At 59.3% G+C, this 18,111-nt stretch carries 14 protein-coding genes and 3 pseudogenes; 7 read left to right on the top strand and 10 right to left on the bottom strand.

Annotation, left to right across the window (positions count from 1 at the left end):
- Positions 1 to 99: 99 nt before the first annotated feature.
- Positions 100 to 721 (top strand): annotated as a pseudogene (gene istB / locus C8D77_RS39205) (IS21-like element helper ATPase IstB); the annotation flags it as partial.
- 447 nt (positions 722 to 1,168) lie between these two features.
- Here istB and C8D77_RS37955 read toward each other — a convergent pair.
- A complete protein-coding gene (locus C8D77_RS37955; protein ID WP_170136924.1) occupies positions 1,169 to 1,534 on the bottom strand; it encodes a hypothetical protein in 366 nt (121 codons plus the stop codon).
- Between C8D77_RS37955 and C8D77_RS36455 the strand changes: the two genes are divergently transcribed.
- The 5 genes and pseudogenes from C8D77_RS36455 to C8D77_RS36430 all read left to right on the top strand — a co-directional run bounded on the left by C8D77_RS36455 (position 1,521) and on the right by C8D77_RS36430 (position 7,204).
- Positions 1,521 to 2,720: an IS256 family transposase gene (locus C8D77_RS36455; RefSeq protein WP_109672740.1), complete on the top strand. Its 1,200-nt coding sequence runs from the start codon at positions 1,521 to 1,523 to the stop codon at positions 2,718 to 2,720. The two genes, C8D77_RS37955 and C8D77_RS36455, sit on opposite strands and share 14 nt — an antisense overlap.
- Positions 2,721 to 3,229: 509 nt before the next feature.
- Positions 3,230 to 3,897, top strand: a pseudogene (locus tag C8D77_RS36450) (IS6 family transposase); the annotation flags it as partial.
- A 383-nt stretch (positions 3,898 to 4,280) separates the two neighbouring features.
- Positions 4,281 to 5,006 (top strand): FkbM family methyltransferase, encoded by a 726-nt coding sequence (locus C8D77_RS36445; RefSeq protein WP_109672736.1) that lies wholly within the window; start codon positions 4,281 to 4,283, stop codon positions 5,004 to 5,006.
- 196 nt (positions 5,007 to 5,202) lie between these two features.
- Positions 5,203 to 5,345: pseudogene (locus C8D77_RS38675) on the top strand (IS21 family transposase); the annotation flags it as partial.
- 203 nt (positions 5,346 to 5,548) lie between these two features.
- Positions 5,549 to 7,204, top strand: coding sequence for a GMC family oxidoreductase (locus C8D77_RS36430; protein WP_109672734.1), 1,656 nt, complete (start codon positions 5,549 to 5,551; stop codon positions 7,202 to 7,204).
- A gap of 493 nt (positions 7,205 to 7,697) precedes the next feature.
- Here the strand turns inward: C8D77_RS36430 and C8D77_RS36425 are convergent, their stop codons facing one another.
- From C8D77_RS36425 to C8D77_RS36395, 9 genes are all read right to left on the bottom strand, one after another.
- The gene (locus C8D77_RS36425) at positions 7,698 to 8,486 is read right to left on the bottom strand and encodes an enoyl-CoA hydratase/isomerase family protein (protein WP_109672732.1); all 789 of its coding nucleotides are present in this window, start codon (positions 8,484 to 8,486) and stop codon (positions 7,698 to 7,700) included.
- Entirely contained in the window at positions 8,483 to 10,054 is a 1,572-nt protein-coding gene (locus C8D77_RS36420) for an acyl CoA:acetate/3-ketoacid CoA transferase (RefSeq protein ID WP_109672730.1), read from the bottom strand. Before C8D77_RS36420 ends, C8D77_RS36425 begins: the two co-directional genes overlap by 4 nt.
- Before the next feature lie 114 nt (positions 10,055 to 10,168).
- Positions 10,169 to 10,957, bottom strand: coding sequence for a 3-ketoacyl-ACP reductase (locus tag C8D77_RS36415; RefSeq protein WP_109672747.1), 789 nt, complete (start codon positions 10,955 to 10,957; stop codon positions 10,169 to 10,171).
- 50 nt (positions 10,958 to 11,007) lie between these two features.
- Positions 11,008 to 11,142, bottom strand: coding sequence for a hypothetical protein (locus tag C8D77_RS38935; protein ID WP_281277079.1), 135 nt, complete (start codon positions 11,140 to 11,142; stop codon positions 11,008 to 11,010).
- Positions 11,136 to 11,747 (bottom strand): hypothetical protein, encoded by a 612-nt coding sequence (locus C8D77_RS37410; RefSeq protein ID WP_146211873.1) that lies wholly within the window; start codon positions 11,745 to 11,747, stop codon positions 11,136 to 11,138. The genes C8D77_RS38935 and C8D77_RS37410 overlap by 7 nt, the downstream gene beginning before the upstream one ends.
- A gap of 93 nt (positions 11,748 to 11,840) precedes the next feature.
- Positions 11,841 to 12,563 (bottom strand): ABC transporter permease subunit, encoded by a 723-nt coding sequence (locus C8D77_RS36410; protein ID WP_109672728.1) that lies wholly within the window; start codon positions 12,561 to 12,563, stop codon positions 11,841 to 11,843.
- Positions 12,564 to 12,645: 82 nt separating this feature from the next.
- Positions 12,646 to 13,491, bottom strand: coding sequence for a fumarylacetoacetate hydrolase family protein (locus C8D77_RS36405; RefSeq protein ID WP_109672726.1), 846 nt, complete (start codon positions 13,489 to 13,491; stop codon positions 12,646 to 12,648).
- A gap of 54 nt (positions 13,492 to 13,545) precedes the next feature.
- Positions 13,546 to 15,291, bottom strand: a complete 1,746-nt coding sequence (ilvD, locus tag C8D77_RS36400; protein ID WP_245951977.1) for a dihydroxy-acid dehydratase — start codon at positions 15,289 to 15,291, stop codon at positions 13,546 to 13,548.
- Complete coding sequence (locus tag C8D77_RS36395; RefSeq protein ID WP_109672724.1) at positions 15,266 to 16,600, bottom strand: FAD-dependent oxidoreductase; 1,335 nt, start codon at positions 16,598 to 16,600, stop codon at positions 15,266 to 15,268. Before C8D77_RS36395 ends, ilvD begins: the two co-directional genes overlap by 26 nt.
- Positions 16,601 to 16,753: 153 nt before the next feature.
- Between C8D77_RS36395 and C8D77_RS36390 the strand changes: the two genes are divergently transcribed.
- Positions 16,754 to 17,476: a GntR family transcriptional regulator gene (locus C8D77_RS36390; protein ID WP_109672722.1), complete on the top strand. Its 723-nt coding sequence runs from the start codon at positions 16,754 to 16,756 to the stop codon at positions 17,474 to 17,476.
- The last annotated feature ends 635 nt before the right edge of the window (positions 17,477 to 18,111 follow it).

Here is an 18,111-nt window from a genome sequence, read left to right as displayed (position 1 = left end):
CGCGTGAAGAGCATTGAGGCATTCGAGCGCATTCAGGTGCTGCCTCATCCGATCGGCGGGCCAGATCGCGTCGACGGAAAGCCGAACGGGGCGCAGGCGCTGCTGCTGGACCAGGAAGCAACCTGGCGCAATAACAAGCGTCTTGCGCTTCGGCTTCGCAATACGAAACTGCACCATCCTGCTGTTCCCGAGGATATCATTCGCCGTGCGCCACGCGAATATGATCGCAGCATACTCGACCTGCTGATTGCGGGCGACTGGATCAGGAAGCACGAGAACTGCGCCATTGTCGGCCCGACAGGCATTGGGAAAAGCTGGTTGGCCTGCGCCTTGGGACACAAGGCCTGCCGCGACAATCATTCGGTCCTTTACGTCCGGATGCCGGCATTGCTGCAGAGCCTCGAGCAGGCCCGCGGTATCGGCAGCCTCGCAGCACGCCTGAAAAGTCTCGGCGCCGTCGAACTTATCATCCTCGATGACTACGGGCTTCAGTATCGACGGCAATGCTCCCCACTATCTGCTGGAGATCCTCGAGGGACGATACGGCCGACGGTCGACGCTCGTCACCAGCCAATTCCCCGTAGCCAGATGGCACGAAAAAATCAGCGACCCCACCTACGCCGACGCAATATTGGATCGTCTTGTTCACAACGCTCACAGGCTTGAAATGAGCGGCGAGTCCATGCGTCGTCTGCGCCAATCGGCCGAAATACAGACCTGAAAAAGGCCGGACCCTAAAACCGTGGAAAATATCCTGGCCAAAAGAATGTCGGACGCGCGGCCCGCGAAGCAGACCGGCCCCTACGACGCGTTGGGAAGCGCGGCGCCGGACTGCTTCGCTCCGTTGGAGGCAATCTTGCGCCGTCCACAACGATCTCATCGACACCAGCTTGACCAGGATAAGTTCGTAGTCACACTTACCTTCAACGATCCGTCGCCTCACATGCGCGCGATCAAATCGGAACGGTGCGCGGCATCAGGTTGGAATGCATGCGCGCGATCGTCGGAATCCGCACTCCTCAGACGATTCGACGTTCCCGCGAGCTTCTTCGTTCCCGCCGTAATCGCCCAACTTTATCCAGACGAGCAACGCGCTATTGTCGGGTAGCCATCCGGTCAAGGCCGCCCGGATTGGCTTTTCGGTCTCGCAATCTCTGCGGTAAACCGATTATGCTGCTGACCAAAGCGACTGCCGCCATAATCGGAGACTACCCTGATGCATGAACGGAATGAAAATGCGAAGCGCGCCCGCGAAATCCTGAAGGCGTGCGGGATCGATATATGCACAGCCTTCGAGGCGCTGGATGGGCGGCAAATCGATGCGCTGCTCGCACATCTGGATCAGCATCGGTTCAACAAGGGTCGCGTCCCCAGACGTGGTGTAGCTCGGCGGTAGCGAAGCCGCTCGCGAGCGCGCCCTCAACAGCGCTGTAGCGAGCGAGCGAGCGGCTTTGCGGCGGTCATCGATGTTCTTCGGTAGGGTTGGGTTGCTGACACAACCTGATTCGAAGGAACCACCGATGACCAACGACATGATGAACCTGCGCACGCTCGTAGAGAAGACCCCCGACGCCGATATCTTGCGCGACATGATCGGCTTTGCCGCTGAGCGGCTGATGGAGCTGGAGGTGGGCGCCGCCACCGGCGCCGGCTATGGCGAGAAGAACTCGCTGCGCACGGCTCAGCGCAACGGCTACCGCGACAGAGACTGGGAGACGCGGGCCGGCACCGTCGAGCTGCGCATCCCAAAGCTGCGGAAGGGTTCCTACTTCCCGAGCTTCCTGGAGCCCAGGCGCATGGCCGAGAAGGCGCTGACGGCCGTCATCCAGGAGGCCTACATCCAGGGCATCTCGACACGCTCCGTCGACGACCTGGTCAAGGCCATGGGCATGAGCGGCATCTCCAAGAGCCAGGTCAGCCGGTTGTGCGAAGAGATCGACGGCAAGGTGAAGGCCTTCCTCGACCGGCCGATCGAGGGTGACTGGCCCTATCTGTGGATCGATGCCACCTACCTGAAGGTGCGCCGCGGCGGGCGCATCGTCTCGGTCGCCGTCATCATCGCCGTCGGCGTCAACAGCGACGGCCGGCGCGAGGTGCTGGGCATGGAGATCGGCACCTCGGAGGCCGAGCCGATCTGGACTGAGTTCCTGCGCAAGCTGACCCGGCGCGGCCTCAGGGGCGTCAAGCTCGACGTCTCCGATGCCCATGAAGGCATCAAGGCGGCCGTCACCAAGGTGCTGTGCGCGACATGGCAGAGGTGCCGCGTCCACTTCATGAGGAACGTGCTGGCCCATGCCGGCAAGAGCGGTCGCCGCGTCGTCTCGGCCTTCATCGCCACAGCCTTCGCCCAGGAGACGCCGGAAGCCGCCAGCACCCAATGGCGCGCCGTTGCCGACCAGATCCGGCCGAAGGTGCCCAAGCTCGCCGCCATCATGGACGACGCCGAGCCCGACGTGCTCGCCTACATGACTTTCCCCAGAGAGCACCGCGCCAAGCTGCATAGCACCAACCCGATCGAGCGCCTCAACGGCGAGATCAAGCGCAGGACCGAGGTCGTCGGCATCTTCCCCAATGACGACGCCATCGTCCGCCTCGTCGGCGCGCTCCTGCTCGAACAGAACGATGAATGGGCCGTGCAGCGGGCCCGCTACATGACGCTTGAGACCATCAGCCAGATGAGCGATGATCCGCTCATCAGCCTGCCGGCAGTGGCGCGCTGATCATTCCGGCCCATGCCGGAGAGCACGGCGACCAATGCCGTCAGCTACACCACGCCAGTGGGCACGATCTCAACAAGTACGGCCCTATGAGCAAACTTCGCCAACCGCCGGGCAGCGTCAATTCGCGAGTGCGATCGTTTCACGGCCTGCTTCAGGGCCGCGCTGCACTCCGGCAGCCTCGAATCGCTGCATCAGTGGTTACTGAACTCAGGTCGGAGACTGAAGAGTAGCTTGGCGACCTGATCGCTTCTCTCAGCTAGCCGTCCGCAGTCGGTTAGTCCCATGTGGTCGGTGGGCCGCGGCGGGTGCGGTCTGTGTTAAGCTGCAGCGATGGAGATCGACACCGACAAAATCGATAATGGCGATCCTGGCACTGGCTGACCCTGCACAATGAACGGTGCGCCTGGAAGGGTTCTGTTTGCAACCTTTTGATTACCAGCGCTGTGGCAAGGAGCCTTCGATCATTTCGGAGGGTTGGAATGTTCAAAGGCCGTCAGTTCGACCAATCCGTGATCCTGCTGTGCGTGCGCTGGTATCTCGCCTACAATGTGAGCCTGCGCGATCTTGAGGAGATGATGGCCGAGCGCGGCATCACGGTCGATCACACGACCATCCACCGGTGGGCCGTTCGTTTCTCGCTCTTGTTGCTCGAGCGTTTCAACCGGCGCAAGCGTGCCGTCACCGGCAAGTGGCATGTCGACGAGACCTACATCAAGGTCCGCGGCCAGTGGACGTATCTCTATCGCGCCATCGACACTGTCGGTGACACAGTCGAGTTTTGGTTCAGCGAGCAGCGCGACCTGCCTGCGGCCAGCGCTTCTTCAGAAAGGCGCTTGAGCGTCATGGCCGACCGGATCGCGTCGTCATCGACGGGAGCCAGACCAACCACGAGGCGATCGTTTCCTGCGACATCACACATCGCTTGCAGGATCGCTCCCGGCGCCGGCTGAAGCCGTTCCGCATCCGCCGGAGCCAGTATTTGAACAATCGGATCGAGCAGGACCATCGGCGTATCAAGCGCCGGGTCCGGCCGATGCTCGGCTTCAAATCGACGGCCACTGCCTGCACCATCCTTTCCGGCATCGAAATGATCCACATGATGCGCAAGCGACAGGCGAGGTTCGCCTTCAATCCGAATCCGTCCCTGGCCGAGCAGTTCGAAATCCTCGCCGCCTGATTGACCATCGCATCAGGCCTCTCTGCGCCCCTATTCAGCCGTTGCAACAAAACCTTCCCGGTTGGTCTGCCTGCGTGAAGGAAGAACACGGATTGGTCGAAATGGCGGCCTTTGAACATCTCAACTCTCCGAGGAACACCCGAGCCCGATGACCTGATTGCCAAAAACTTTGCAACCTCCTCGGCAAGTCGCCGGACGGTAGCGCCGATGTAGCGAACCCGACAAAAGTGTCGCGGCCATTCCAGCGGGCGCGCGTGTTTCACTCTTGTTAAGTAAGGAGCACCGCATTCGGCAGGTGGCACGTCGATTGCAGGGATTAGGACAGGAGCCGTCGCGACAACCGGTCGTAGCGGTCCCCTGTCCAATGCACTGGAGGTCGAGCTATGCTGTCCAAGTTTGAAAATCAGTCCATAAACCAAGAGGTCGCTAGGCGAAATCTGCCGAACTCTCGGATAAAGCACTTCGCGCCGGCTAGTTACGCACAAGCCGGGGAAGATGTTATTGTCGAAGGAATCTTGGCTGCAAAACTCTGCAAGAGTGAAAGATCTTGGGACAGTGTGTTTTATGTCGATATCGGCGCTAATCACCCCATTTCTACCTCAAATACCTTTCTTATGTACCAACGGGGCGCGCGAGGTGTTCTGGTTGAACCCAATCCTGAATTGGAAGCGCTGATCAGGACTGCTCGCCCGGAAGACGTTCTCGTTCGATCCGTTGTCTTGCCCGCTCCGCAAGCGTCTGCGACGCTCTTCATCGGAAACGCCCATGAGCTTTCGTCGGTGGATAAAGCGCACGTTGAAAGTTTCGGGGACTTCGACGGTTTAGGAGGTATCCGAGAACATATCGAGGTGAGCGCGATCGGTATCAATGAACTACTGGCCCCTTATGCCAATAAGATCGATTTCTTATCGATCGATTGCGAAGGACTGGATCACGATCTCGTCAAGGCCATTGACTACGAGTGCATCAGACCTGCTGTCATCCAATGCGAGCCAAACGAGCATTATCTAAAGGGCAATAGGGATCGGATCATAAATGTAATGGAATGCAGATCATACCGGCTTGCTGCAATGACTCACATCAACGTCGTGTTCGAGCGATTGGCTTGATGCAGCGGCCCAAATCAAACGCGTCATTGAACGTACCCCCAAGCCTCCCAGCGTCCGTCCTTGGGTGCCGCGTGGCAATCAGATGGAAGCGCATATTGCCGCATGTAGCGTAAGCGGCAGCTGAGGCCATTCAGCGCTGGGAATTCCGTGGCACGAGGACGTCGATACCGCTGTTTGGCCATGCCTTTGGATCGGCCACTATCTTGTCGAGCCGGTGGCCTGCACTCCAGCGTCGGGTTGGGAGAAGGGTCGGGTCGAGAACCAGGTCAGGCTGGGCGCGATCGCTTTTTCACGCCAAGGCTGCGCTTCAAGAACCTGGAGGAACTCAACGCCTTGCTGCTGAAGACGGCCTCAGTTCCATGTCCCGCGAGCGCAGGCCCTGTTGAGGTGTGGCCCGGCATGCAGCGAGGGGAAGAAGCAGCAGACCTCGGCAAAATCTGCACGGCACTCGCTTCCGGCGATTTGGGTTTTGCGACGGGAATAATCGTCGAAGCCGACCGACGGGAGCTCTTCAATTCCACGCCTCTGAAGGGAGCAACAGAATGGGCTTCGACTACATCATCACCGGAGCCGGGCCTGCCGGCTGCGTGCTCGCGAACCGGCTTTCGGAAGATCCGGCCGTGCGCGTGTTGTTGCTGGAGGCTGGCGGCGGAGATTGGAACCCGCTGTTCCACATGCCGGCGGGCTTCGCCAAGATGACCAAGGGCGTGGCGAGTTGGGGCTGGGAAACCGTGCCGCAGAAGCACATGAAAGGCCGAGTGCTGCGCTATACGCAGGCGAAAGTGATCGGCGGAGGTTCCTCAATCAATGCACAGCTCTATACGCGCGGCAATGCAGCCGATTACGATCTCTGGGCGACAGACGACGGCTGCGAGGGCTGGAGCTATCGTGAAATCCTGCCCTATTTTAAGCGCGCTGAGGACAACCAGCGTTTTGCCGACGACTACCATTCCTATGGCGGGCCGCTCGGCGTCTCCATGCCAGTCTCGAAACTCCCGATCTGCGACGCGTATATCCGCGCCGGCCAGGAACTCGGCGTTCCCTACAACCACGACTTCAACGGTCGCCAGCAGGCCGGCGTCGGCTTCTATCAGCTTACGCAACGCAATCGCCGTCGCTCCTCCGCCTCAATGGCCTATCTGTCGCCGATCAAGGGTCGGAGAAACCTTTCGATCCGCACCGGCGCTCGCGTCGCCCGCATCGTGCTGGAAGGCACCCGCGCCCTGGGCGTGGAGGTGGTGACCGCGAAGGGCATCGAAGCGATCCGGGCGGAACGCGAAGTACTCGTCTCCTCCGGCGCCATAGGTTCGCCTAAGTTACTCCTGCAGTCGGGCATCGGCCCGATCGATCATCTTAAATCTGTCGGAGTTCAGGTGAAACACGACCTACCGGGGGTGGGCTCGAACATGCAGGACCATCTCGACCTGTTCGTCATTTGCGAATGCACCGGCGACCACACCTATGACAACGTGGCGAAGCTGCACCGCACCCTCTGGGCCGGTATCCAGTACGTACTCTTCCGCACTGGTCCGGTCGCCTCCTCGCTCTTCGAGACGGGCGGTTTTTGGTATGCGGACCCCGAGGCCCGCTCGCCCGACGTCCAATTCCACCTCGGCCTCGGCTCCGGGATAGAGGCGGGAGTCGAGCGGCTGAAGAACGCCGGTGTGACGCTGAACTCCGCCTATCTGCATCCGCGCTCTCGCGGCACGGTTAGACTTTCTTCCGCCGATCCTTCGGCGGCCCCGCTGATCGACCCCAACTATTGGGAAGACCCGCACGATCGGAAAATGTCGATCGAGGGCCTGAAGATCGCCCGGGAGATCATGCAGCAGGCCGCCTTGGAACCTTTCGTGATGGCCGAGCGCCTGCCTGGACCAAAGGCCGTGACGGACGAAGACTTGTTCATTTACGGGTGCGCCAATGCCAAGACCGATCACCACCCGGTCGGCACGTGCAAGATGGGTTTCGATTCCATGGCCGTCGTCGGGTTCGATCTCAAGGTCCATGGGTTGGAGGGCTTACGCGTTTGCGACTCCTCAGTCATGCCGCGGGTGCCGTCCTGCAACACCAATGCTCCGACGATCATGGTGGGCGAGAAGGGATCCGACATAATACGCAATCGTGCTCCGCTTCCGCCGGCTCTTTTCGAGCATGAACGCAACGACGCGCGCCCCCGCGCACGCACCAACATTCAATAGGTGCACTCTCCGAAATCCTCGCCGCCTGATTGACCATCGCATCAGGCCTCTCTGCGCCCCTATTCAGCCGTTGCAACAAAACCCTCTAAGCTCCCGTCAGCCCAGATGCCATGAACGAGAGGATATTTGTCGCCTACTTCATCCTGGGCGATCTCCATCACCCGGCGCTGCTCGTCAAAAGTGCAGGAGGCAACTTCGGTGGAATGCAGAGTGCCCTTCCACCGCGCCCACGTCGCGCAAGGTGCTTTCGGAAGCTTACCTCGTCGATCTCGAAATCTTCCTCGAAGGGAAGGATAACAGCGGGAGTGACGCCGTGGGGAACGTAATTCGGATGACGTGGCATAACTCCCTCCTTAGATCTGTTGCATCTATGAGGCTCGCCTCATATGTCCCCGGCGGGCGAGGGCTTCGAGCGGCCAAATCTTAGCGAGACGTGCTGGGGTTTCGGTAACCAAGGGTCCGTATGCCTCGAAATCGTTTCCCGACATGCGCATCAGGCGGGGTCTAAAGCTGGATTAGTGAATTGCGGCCTTCGCTTCTCCCGGAAGCTTGCGACCCCTTCTTTCAATTCATCGGTTGTCGCGACAAACGCGCTCGCCAATATCTCGAGAGTAGCTTCTTTGTCCTCTCCTTCGGCGGCATTTATCAAGCGCTTGGCCACGAGCGTAGCGGTGGGGCCGCGCTGGGATATACGATCCGCCCAAACTTGAGCAGCGGCTAGACTTCCGCCGGCTGGCACAACTTCGTCGACGAGCCCGAGGGCTAGGGCAGCGGCGCTAGTGACGATCTCGCCGCCGAGTGCAAGGCGGCGAACAACGCGACTACCAAATCGACGAACCAATCGCTGCGTGCCGGACCAACCAGGCACCATACCGAGTCCCGTTTCAGGAAGACCAAACTTCGCTCCTGCTTCAGCGATGCGAAGGTCTGCTGTTGCAGCAAGCTCGAGCCCGCCACCGAAGGCCGAGCCATTTAGCGCAGCGATAAGAGGCACCCGAAGTCGAGCTAGCGCGTCGAAAACACGGTGACCTTCGCGGACCCACTCCTCCCCCAACGACAACGAGCCGATCTCGCTCCAAGCAGCAATGTCTCCACCTGTACAAAAAGCCTTGCCGCTCCCCGTAATGATGGCGACCCTGACGCTGGCATCCTTTCCGATTAAAACTGCCGCATCGCCCAACTCGGCGATCATCGGACCGTTAAGCGCGTTGAGTTTATCGGGGCGCGCGAGCACGATGGTCGCAATACTTGCCTCAATGTTCACCTTAACGGTCATGCTCATTCTGCACTCCTCAATTTCAATCCGAAGGGTTCGGGGCGGAACAGCGTAGGATTCATTAACTTGGGTGTCTGCGGAACTAGAAGCTTGAATTCTGATTGATCAAGGATATCACGTCTTAAGTCGACACCGGGCGCGATCTCCACGACAGCAACACCATCCGCTGTCAAATGCATCACGCAGCGCTCGGTTACGTAAACGACATTCTGGCCTTGCTCGATGGCGCGGCGGCCCGAGAACGAGACGTGCTCGATTTCATTTACGAGCTTCCGAACCTTTCCTTCTTTGTGGATGATCAGGTTGCCATTCTCTAGACCGAGCTTTGCTCCGGCACTAAAGAAGCCCGAAAAAACCAGTCGTTTGGCACGCGAGGAGATATCGACGAAGCCACCTGCGCCTGCCGTCACGTGTGGACGTGCTGCGAGTCGCGAAACGTTTACCGAGCCCTCTTTGTCAATCTGAAGGAACGACAGAAGTGTGGCATCAAACCCCCCGCCTTGAAAATAAAGAAAGTTTGTCGGTGAAGAAACGATAGCTTCAGCGTTTGAAGAACAACCAAACTGGAAGTCGAGAAGTGGAATACCCCCGATAGCGCCGTGTTCGATCATCCAGGTGACGCTGCCGTGCAAGTCTTCCTCAATGAGAATTCGCGGGACAAGTGCCGAAATCCCGAATCCGATGTTGACGGCGTCGCCAAATCTCATCTCCTGCGCCACCCGACGAGCCACGACTTTGCTAGCATCGAAAGTCCGTTTGGTGAAAGTTGAGAGGGGCTTAAAGACTTCACCCGAGACAGCCGGATCATAAACTGTCTGCGTTGACTGCATCTGGTCGGGGGCGACGACGATCACATCAACGAATATACCTGGAACGGCAACCGCAAATGGTTTGATCGTTCCGCTCTTCGCGAGACGCTTTACTTGGGCGATCACGATGCCACCGTTGTTGCGAACAGCTAGCGCCTGCTCGATCGGTCCGAGATAAGCGCCCTCGTGCTCGAAGGATAGATTACCGCGTTCGTCGGCGGTCGTCGCGCGGATAATGGCAACGTTCGGCACGATGGTTTTGAAGTAAAGCCAATCCTCGCCTTCAAACTCGACATGCTTCACAATTGGCTCGGCAGCCGCCCGAGCATTCATAGCGCAGCCCTGTCGATTGGGATCTGCGAAAGTGTCGATCCCGATTTTCGTCAGAACGCCCGGCCGTTTGGCAGCAGCCTCTCGGTGTAAATCAAAAAGAATGCCCGAAGGAACATTGTATGCGGGTATTTCGTTTGATTCAATCATCCGCCAAATTTCCGGCTGTTCGGCGGACGATGGGCCCGAAGGATAGGAACCTGCTATCACCTTGGCCAAGCAGCCTTGCTTAGCAAGGTGGCCGATACCTTCAATGCCCCACATGTCGCCCGCCCCGATAGGATGCAAAGACGTTATGTTGCGCGGATGCCCCGTTTTATCAAAGCGCTGGCCGATAGCGGCCAACACTGCGTCGGGACACCCGAGTCCAGAGGCGGATGAAACCGTAACAATCGCACCATCAGGCAAGAGTGCAGCAGCTGCTTCGGCGTTCATAATCTTTGGGAATGTCACAACAGACCTCTGCGCTTAGAGAAGATAAGCTTTAGATAACGACCATAGATTGGACTTGCTTGCTCGACGGCGTTCGCAACAGCTTTGGATGATGTCTCACAAGCGTTGGATCGATAGTCCACCATCAATGAAGACATGACTGCCGGTCGCGAAGCGAAATGCGCCTGAAACTAGCGCATTGATTGCGTCCGCAATGTCGTCTGGCTCTGCCCAACGACCAGCAGGGACAATGCCCTCGGATATCGCAACATCGTATTTTGCAGCGACCGCAGACGTCATAGCGGTCCGAACGATGCCGGGCCGAACTTCGAAGACGTTCACGCCCGCTGCAGACATACGCAACGCGAACAATTTCGTGAGCATCGGTAGAGCTGCTTTAGAAATGCAGTATTCGGCGCGCTCAAGCGACGCGATCTCCGCACCAGCGGACGAAACAAAAACAATTGAACGGTTCACGCCGTTTTTGGCGCCGTTATTTAGCATCCATCGCGCCGCCGCTTGCGTCAGAAAAAAGGTGCCGCGCAGATTGACCCCGAGCGTCGCGTCGTAGTTTTCCGGAGTGAGGTCAAGCATGTCGCCGCGTTTCGGCGACCCTATGCCCGCATTGTTGATAAGGATATCGACGGCTCCAAAGCGCTCGGCGATGCGCGAGACAGTCTCCGAATGTGTCTCAATTTTGTTTAAGTCAAACGGAAAGGCGGCCGCGTCTCGCGCTCCAAAACGAGTAAGCCGTACTTCCCACTCCTCGTTGTTATCAGTAAATGCCCGATCCAGACCGCAAACTGCGTAACCTGTTCGAGCCATTACTTCGCAGATCGCGCGTCCAATACCTTGCGCAGCCCCGGTTACAACGGCGACCTCACTGCGCTTTTCTGACCCACTCATATTTTTTCTCCAAAACTTAATCTGCAATCACAAAAAGTGACGCGAATTTCTCATATGACGGATAAACCAGCCCTTGGCGCGGTCACTGCTGCTGCGACACCAGAAGCTCCTGCACCGACGCCGAGCATGTCGCCGATGATTTCCTCGATGCCTCGATTGTCGACGAGAACTTCTTCAGTCAGCATGCTCCAACTCGTCGTTGCACGATTTCGAGCTGAAAGAGTTCTCCGCACCCTAACGTGTCGCGGAGCAGCTTCAGCGACTCGACGCTCGTGCCCTCAAAGAGAAGGACGGCTGAAGGTATGCGGTCAGGGCTTTGCAGTAACGCCTTCTCTGCTGATCGAACAGCAGATGCTTCGATGTCCGCGTCTAGTACGTGAGACGCGACGACGTCGATGTGCGTGTCGTATGAACGCAATTTGTCGCTATCGGCGTGGGAACAGTTCAATGCTAACAGGGCGCCGCCAATTCCAGATCCCGAGGATCGACGAACATTGCATATGGCTCGTTCAGAGTTTCTGAAGACTGAGATCATCTCACGCGTTGCTTCAGTGGGGGCCTCAAGTCGCTGCTTATAAGCCTGGGATCTGAGCGCGCCTTCTTTAGTCTCGTAGAGCGTCAGCCAATTTGGAGATGAACTGACGGCTCTAAAACGACGTGCGCGAAGAAAGCCTGGAACAGCTAGCCGTTCGTCGATGTGCTCGAACGTGTGCCAGCGAACAAATTGTTCCTCGCAACCCTCAGCAATTCCATTCCTGATGATGAGAGCTTCTGGGCCAAGCAAGGTCATATCGCCGTTACCTCTTGTTGGTGCATCCCGAGATCGGCAATGCCGAGCTCGACAATGTTGGAAATGCGCTTGAGGCGCTCGTCAGATTTGACGTCAGCAAGCCGACTCGGGTTGCTTTGAATCATTCGCCAAGCGGCATTCGACTATGTGGCGGCGGCTAAGGTCGATGCTCACGATAGAGTCCCGCTTAAGCAACGCATCGACCATCATTTGATGCTCAGTGATTGTGCTCGATGGGTCGAATTCGCACGTACTGGAAAGGTGACGATAGCGGGCAGCTTGATCCCATAGCAACTCGTGAAAGCGGATCAGCCATGAAGACGAGCACGCAGACACGATCGTAAAGTGAAAATCACGATGGACGTTTTCCCATTCGCTTGAAAGGCCATCGGACGCCAAAGTGTACATGCTCACTTTGCGAAGGCCCCGTGACAGTCCAAGCGCATGACCCGCCTCGATCTGCCCGCGCTGAATGGAGTCAATGCCGGCGCGGATGATTACGGTCCCATAGGCACCGACATTCACCACCAGAGCGGTCAACGCTGCGGTGTTCGGGGACATGCGGAAGCCTATTACGGGCAATGAGAAGTAGATGATAAATATCTGGACAAGGAACGGCGTGTTCCTGATCAGCTCGATGTACAGATTGATCGGAGCAACGACGAGGCGCCCGCCGCTCGTCTTTCCGACCGCGCAGACGATGGAGACTAGAAGGCCGAGAATCATGGCCGACACAGACAAGTAGATCGTGGTCCACAATCCCTGCATCAGCTCCTCAAAATTCGAGAGCACAGGCCCGAAATTCAACGCGTACATAGGCTTTCCTCCAGAACACTGCCACCCGTGTGGAGTGCCGCCGCTTCGCGAATGGAAGGCGGCGGCTGTCACTTGCGCCTGATCAGGTGTAGGGGACGAATGTCTGCTGCTGCTCGCCGAGCCGCTGGATCCCGAGCCTGACGACGTCACCGGCCTTCAGGAATTTCGGCGTCGGTTTGGTTCCCGCGCCGACACCGGCGGGCGTTCCCGTTAGAATCACGTCGCCCGGCACGAGGGTCATAAACTTGCTGAGATAGCTGACGATGACCGCTACACTAAAGATCATGTTCTTCGTATTGCCGTTCTGGTAGCGCTGGCCGTTTACTTCCAGCCAGATATCGAGCGACTGCGGGTCGCCGACTTCATCCGCCGTCACGAGCCAGGGCCCGAGCGGGCCGAAGCCCTCGCAACTCTTCCCCTTGGTCCACTGACCGCCGCGCTCGTGTTGGAACGCTCTCTCCGACACGTCATGGCCGATCGTGTAGCCGGCGACATAGGACAGGGCGTCCTTTTCCTCGACATGCCGTACCCGCCGGCCGATGACGACGCCCAGCTCGACCTCCCAATCGGTTTTCTCTCCCCCCAGCGGGATGAGAACATCGTCGTTCGGCCCCGTCGCCGCGCAGGATTTTACGAAGATCACTGGTTCGGCGGGAGCAGGAAGGCCCGACTCTTCGGCGTGATCGGAATAGTTCAGGCCGATACAGATCATGCGCTGCACGTCGCCCACCGGCGGCCCAAGCCGGGGCGACCCGGAGACGATCGGAAAGCTGTCCGAGTCGGTTCGGGACAACTGGCAGAGACTGGCAGGTGAAAGCGCATCGTCCGACAGGTCGGCGACATGCCGGGAAATATCGCGGATGTTTCCGTCGGAATCGAGCAGTCCGGGTTTCTCCTTGCCCGGCTCGCCATATCGAAGCAGTTTCATCTCATCTCCTTTGATCATGTTTCTTGGGTGGTGCCGGTGCGGGGACCGGCGGCGCTATCGTGCGTTCCGCGCGTCTTCCACGACGCTCACGTCCCCGACGACGGCGCCACGCGAGAGAGGACCAACCGTCGCCCGATAGACTGCGAGCCAGCCCTTTCTGGAGGGAGGCAAGGAAAGTGGCTGGCTGATCCTGCGCGTCATCTCGTCGTGGTCGACGAGAAGGTCGACGACGCGACGATTGAGATCGATGGCGATCGTGTCGGCGTCCCTGACATAGGCCAGCGGTCCGCCTTCGGCGGCCTCGGGCATCACCTGCCCGATCGTGATCCCGCTGTTTAGGCCCGAAAGCTCGCCGTCGGTGACGACCGCCACCTCGCCGGCAAGCCCCGTGCCCTGAAGCGCCGCCATGAAACTGGCAGCGAAGACCGTTCCGGGACCGCCCTTCGGGCCCATCATCCGCAGAACGACGACCTCGCCGCTGCTGATACACTCGGGGTGACGCGGGTTGAGCCGTTCGATCGCCTCGGCCTCATTCTCGAAGACGCGCGCACGCCCGTCGAACTTCCGGATATGCACGGGAACGGCCGCGATCTTGACGACCGCTCCAAGCGGCGCGAGCGAGCCGCGTACGATCGTCAGGCCGGGTTCGTCGGAGCATGGGGAGTCGAGCGTCGCGAGATAGGGACTGTCGGGATCCGGTGACGCGTCGGTGATGTCGCCGACCGTCCTGCCGGATACGGTCATCGCCTCGCGATCGAGAATTGCGGCGAGCGCCTTCATCGCGGCGCGGCAGCCTCCCGCAGCCTCGAAGTCCTCTATCCGGGTTGAGCCGTTGGGTCTGATCTGCGCGATCAGCGGAACCTCGGAAGATATCCGCTCCACCTCGGCCGTTACGTCCAGCTCGAGCTCGGCCTCGTGCGCCACCGCCGCGAGGTGCCGCACGACGTTTACCGAGGTTCCAAGGGCGACGGCGACACGGATCGCATTGCGAAACGCGGCCGCGGTGAGAACTTGACGGGGCCGAAGATCTTCCAGAACCATCTCAACGATCCGCTTGCCCGCAGCGTCGCAAAGACCGTAAAGGCGTTCGGACCCGGCACGTATAGGCGAATTTCCGGGAAGCGTCATGCCGAGCGCTTCGGCAAGAATGTGCATGGAATTCGCCGTCGCCAGACCGGCGCAGACGCCCGGCCCCTGAATGGCGAAGCGGCTCAGTTCCGTCAGGCGATCGAGGTCGATGTCGCCGGCCTTGTAACTTCCGACGGAGTTGTAAAGCGTCTCGATGTCGATGTGCTTCTCGCCGCACGCGCTGCCCAGCTGGTAGCCGCAAGCGATTACGATGGACGGTATGTTGAGCCGTGCGGCCGCCATGAGATGGGCCGGCGTGGTCTTGTCGCACGATGACAGCAGGATCATACCGTCGAGCTCGGCGCCCTCGATCTGGACCTCGACGTCGAAGGACATGAGATCGCGGGTCGGCATCAGGTAGCGGCCCTGCAAGCCCGCGCTTGTCACGAAATCCGACGAGGCGGCCGTGCGGACCTCGAAAGGCAATCCGCCATTGGCACGAATGGCAGCGTCGACCCGCGCCGTCACCTCATCGAGATGCTGAAAGCACACGGACAGCTTGCTCGATGTGTTGACGATCGCGATCTTGGGCTTCTCGAAGTCTTCTTCGGGAATGCCCATTGCTAGCCACTGGGCGCGACGCACCGCCCATCTGGTGCTGCCCGGTTCAAAATTGCTTCGCAGGTTCAGCTTTTTTTGACTATGGTCAGTCATCGAGCTGTGCGCCTTCATTGTTGAGAATTTCTCGGATCTTCCGCCCGTCGATCGCGCGCAGCGCGATGCTGCCGGACACCGCCAATGCTGCCGCGTGACCCGCGGCCTGCCCGTATGAAAAGCACTGCGCGGTGACCCGGGCCGAGGCGACGGCCTCATGCTCCGCCGACAGGCACCGGCCCGCGAAAAGCAGCCCCTCGCCGCGGACCGGAACGAAGCAGCGGAACGGGATCTCGTAGAAGTCGTTCTTGATCCAGTTGACGATCGGCTTCTGGCCGGAATGGAGCTCGATCGGCCAGGGCGATCGAGCAATGCCATCGGCGAATTTCGCGGCATGGACGACATCGTCGTTCCTGAGGACGTAGGTCCCCAGGCCCTGACGGGTCTGGCGAACGCCTACCTGGATGGCCGTGTCGTTGACCCAGCTTTGCTCGCATCCAACAAGCGTATCCCTGAAAAACCGAGCATACTCCCTCACCTGACGTCGCCCGGCCAGTTCCGCCTCGGTGAAATCGGCGGCATAGAGCGGATTGAGCTCCCTCCCGTCGGACCCGACGACACGCGTGCAGTTGCACAGCAGCTCGCCGGGGCGTGTCGTTGGAAACAGCCAGATCTTCGACCGGGGAAGGTCGTATTTCCGGCTTTCCACCGCCTCCTGGATCAAGGAGGTGACCGCAGCCGGCATAATCGTATCGCTGCCGAAATGCGACTGGAAGCGGTCGACGTCTACGCCCAGAAGCCGGAAGATCATGGTCGGGTTTTGGACCCGGCCATCGGCGCCGATGAATGTTTCGAAGCCCGCCATCGCGACGATGTCGGCGTCGCCACTGGCGTCGATGACGGTGGCGGCGCGAACGTCCAGCACTCCTTCCTTGCAATAGGCAGAAACCCCGACCACCCGATCGCCGTCGAGAAGCACGCCGGTAACGGTGGTGTGGAAGAATATCTCGACGTCGGCGGCTTGCAGCAGCTCGTCGGCAGCCTCCCTCCACACCAAAGGGTCGTGGACGCGCGTGAACGTCTTTCCGTAGCGCACGGGCGGAGCGAGGCCGCCGACCTTCTCCATCAGATGAATGAATTCGTCGACAAAACCATGCACCACCTTGACCGGCGGCGCTTTCACGTCGTCGGTCGCCTCGTAAAGCCCGCAGATCGTTCCGGAAAGGCCGGCGACGGCGCCGCCGCCGCAGAAGCCGTATTTTTCGATCAAGCAGACGCTGAGTCCATGCCGCGCCGCCGTGACCGCGGCGCTGACCCCAGTCGCCCCGCCGCCCACCACCAGCACGTCGCATGTTCTCTGGAGCGTGGCCCGTCTATCAACCGCCATGTTCACGCCTCACGAATGATGGTGTTGTACATATTGTCGCCAACATATATATTAGTAGTCGATCGATAGCAAGACGGGTAGCTTTCATAAATTGTCACATGTGGTATTGAGGCGGAGTTAGTACGCTCAGGCTGCATCAGCGGAAAGAATGGTATGGAGAGGCAGAAGGAAAGCGACATCAGAGAGGCCGGCGAAGGCCAGGCGACACCTGTATTAAAGTCGGTCCGCCGCGGCCGCGGCGAGGTTCCGCTTTCGGATCAGGCCTACCAGATCCTCGAGGAGAAGATCGTCACGAACGAGTTTTCGCCGGGCAAGGTCCTTTCTGAAGGCGCGCTCGCGACGCAGTTAGGGATGGGACGCACGCCGGTGCGGGAGGCTCTTCAGCGCCTTGCCAACGAGGGTCTGGTGCAGATCCTTCCGCAGCGCGGCATTCTTGTCTCCGACCTCACGGTCGATGATTATCTGAAGCTGATGGAGGCCCGACGGCCTCTGGAACGCCTCATCGCTGAACTTGCGGCAGTAAGGGCTTCGCAAAAGCAGAATTTTACTATCAGCAAGCAGGCGTCACAATTTCGTCAGGCGCAGCAAAGCGGGAACGAGCGCCTGTTCATGAAAGTCGATCATGAATTCAACCATTCGCTGATAGAGGCTGCTGACAACAACTATGTCAGCCGCATGGTCGGGCTTTTACATGGGCAATCAAGACGCTTCTATTTCAAGCACCACGCTGTCACGGACTTCAGCGAGACTGCGCGCCTGCATGCCGACCTTGCCGAGGCGGTGGCAAACCGACGAGAGGACAACGCCATTGTGGCCGCTGATCGATTGATCGACTTCAACGTCCGATTGGCCAATCGGGTTCTCAATCGGCGCTGACCTTAGGCAGCACCGCAGATAAGTGAAGCCGCGCCGTCGAGCCCGGGCCTCGCGGCCCGCTGCGTCACTGCGGGGTCAGCGCAAGATGCGTTCCTGATTGAGCGCAAAGTCAGAACGGGTCGGCAACCTTTCGAGCGAGGCTTGAAGCCTAAACCTATGCGTGCGGCACCATCACCTCGACGTTCGTCGCGTAAACCATTGTTGTTTTTCTCTAATCCCGTCCGAGAGTCCCACCAAGCAGAATCACTCGCTGTGGCGAAGCTGCCGAGCCGCCACATCCTTCTTATGAGCGTGTCCGCGGCGCTGTACGGCGTCTCAGACACCTGAACCATTTGACCGTCGAGTAGCTCGATACGCCTGCGTGGGAGTGCATGTTCCTGCTACGTACTCCGTTAGCGCTCATGTGTGGAAGGCTCCCGCGTTGAGGCGAATTTGAATCGCGCCGGGTTTTCTGGAGGCCGTTTCATTTGAGTCACGCGGCCATGGCTGGTTCATCCAGCATGGCGTAGTAGCGTTCCTCGGCTTCGGCCGGCGGGATGTTTGCGCATTTCGCAAAAGCCGGACAGGGGTTCCGCTAATTCCCGGACAGTGGTTTCGCTAATGTCGGGACAGTCTGGCGGCGTCGGTCCTCGGGT

Origin of the sequence: Mesorhizobium loti (genome assembly GCF_003148495.1) — a bacterium.
Classification (GTDB): domain Bacteria; phylum Pseudomonadota; class Alphaproteobacteria; order Rhizobiales; family Rhizobiaceae; genus Mesorhizobium; species Mesorhizobium loti.
This window is presented reverse-complemented; position numbering and strand designations above follow the sequence as displayed.

What these genes read in the sequence shown, in the direction of transcription:
- C8D77_RS36455 (WP_109672740.1), top strand. Translation starts at nt 1,521, where the DNA reads ATGACCAACGACATGATGAACCTGCGCACGCTCGTAGAGAAGACCCCC.
- C8D77_RS37955 (WP_170136924.1), bottom strand. Translation starts at nt 1,534, where the DNA reads ATGTCGTTGGTCATCGGTGGTTCCTTCGAATCAGGTTGTGTCAGCAAC.
- C8D77_RS36445 (WP_109672736.1), top strand. Translation starts at nt 4,281, where the DNA reads ATGCTGTCCAAGTTTGAAAATCAGTCCATAAACCAAGAGGTCGCTAGG.
- C8D77_RS36430 (WP_109672734.1), top strand. Translation starts at nt 5,549, where the DNA reads ATGGGCTTCGACTACATCATCACCGGAGCCGGGCCTGCCGGCTGCGTG.
- C8D77_RS36425 (WP_109672732.1), bottom strand. Translation starts at nt 8,486, where the DNA reads ATGAGCATGACCGTTAAGGTGAACATTGAGGCAAGTATTGCGACCATC.
- C8D77_RS36420 (WP_109672730.1), bottom strand. Translation starts at nt 10,054, where the DNA reads ATGAACGCCGAAGCAGCTGCTGCACTCTTGCCTGATGGTGCGATTGTT.
- C8D77_RS36415 (WP_109672747.1), bottom strand. Translation starts at nt 10,957, where the DNA reads ATGAGTGGGTCAGAAAAGCGCAGTGAGGTCGCCGTTGTAACCGGGGCT.
- C8D77_RS38935 (WP_281277079.1), bottom strand. Translation starts at nt 11,142, where the DNA reads ATGCTGACTGAAGAAGTTCTCGTCGACAATCGAGGCATCGAGGAAATC.
- C8D77_RS37410 (WP_146211873.1), bottom strand. Translation starts at nt 11,747, where the DNA reads ATGACCTTGCTTGGCCCAGAAGCTCTCATCATCAGGAATGGAATTGCT.
- C8D77_RS36410 (WP_109672728.1), bottom strand. Translation starts at nt 12,563, where the DNA reads ATGTACGCGTTGAATTTCGGGCCTGTGCTCTCGAATTTTGAGGAGCTG.
- C8D77_RS36405 (WP_109672726.1), bottom strand. Translation starts at nt 13,491, where the DNA reads ATGAAACTGCTTCGATATGGCGAGCCGGGCAAGGAGAAACCCGGACTG.
- ilvD (WP_245951977.1), bottom strand. Translation starts at nt 15,291, where the DNA reads ATGAAGGCGCACAGCTCGATGACTGACCATAGTCAAAAAAAGCTGAAC.
- C8D77_RS36395 (WP_109672724.1), bottom strand. Translation starts at nt 16,600, where the DNA reads ATGGCGGTTGATAGACGGGCCACGCTCCAGAGAACATGCGACGTGCTG.
- C8D77_RS36390 (WP_109672722.1), top strand. Translation starts at nt 16,754, where the DNA reads ATGGAGAGGCAGAAGGAAAGCGACATCAGAGAGGCCGGCGAAGGCCAG.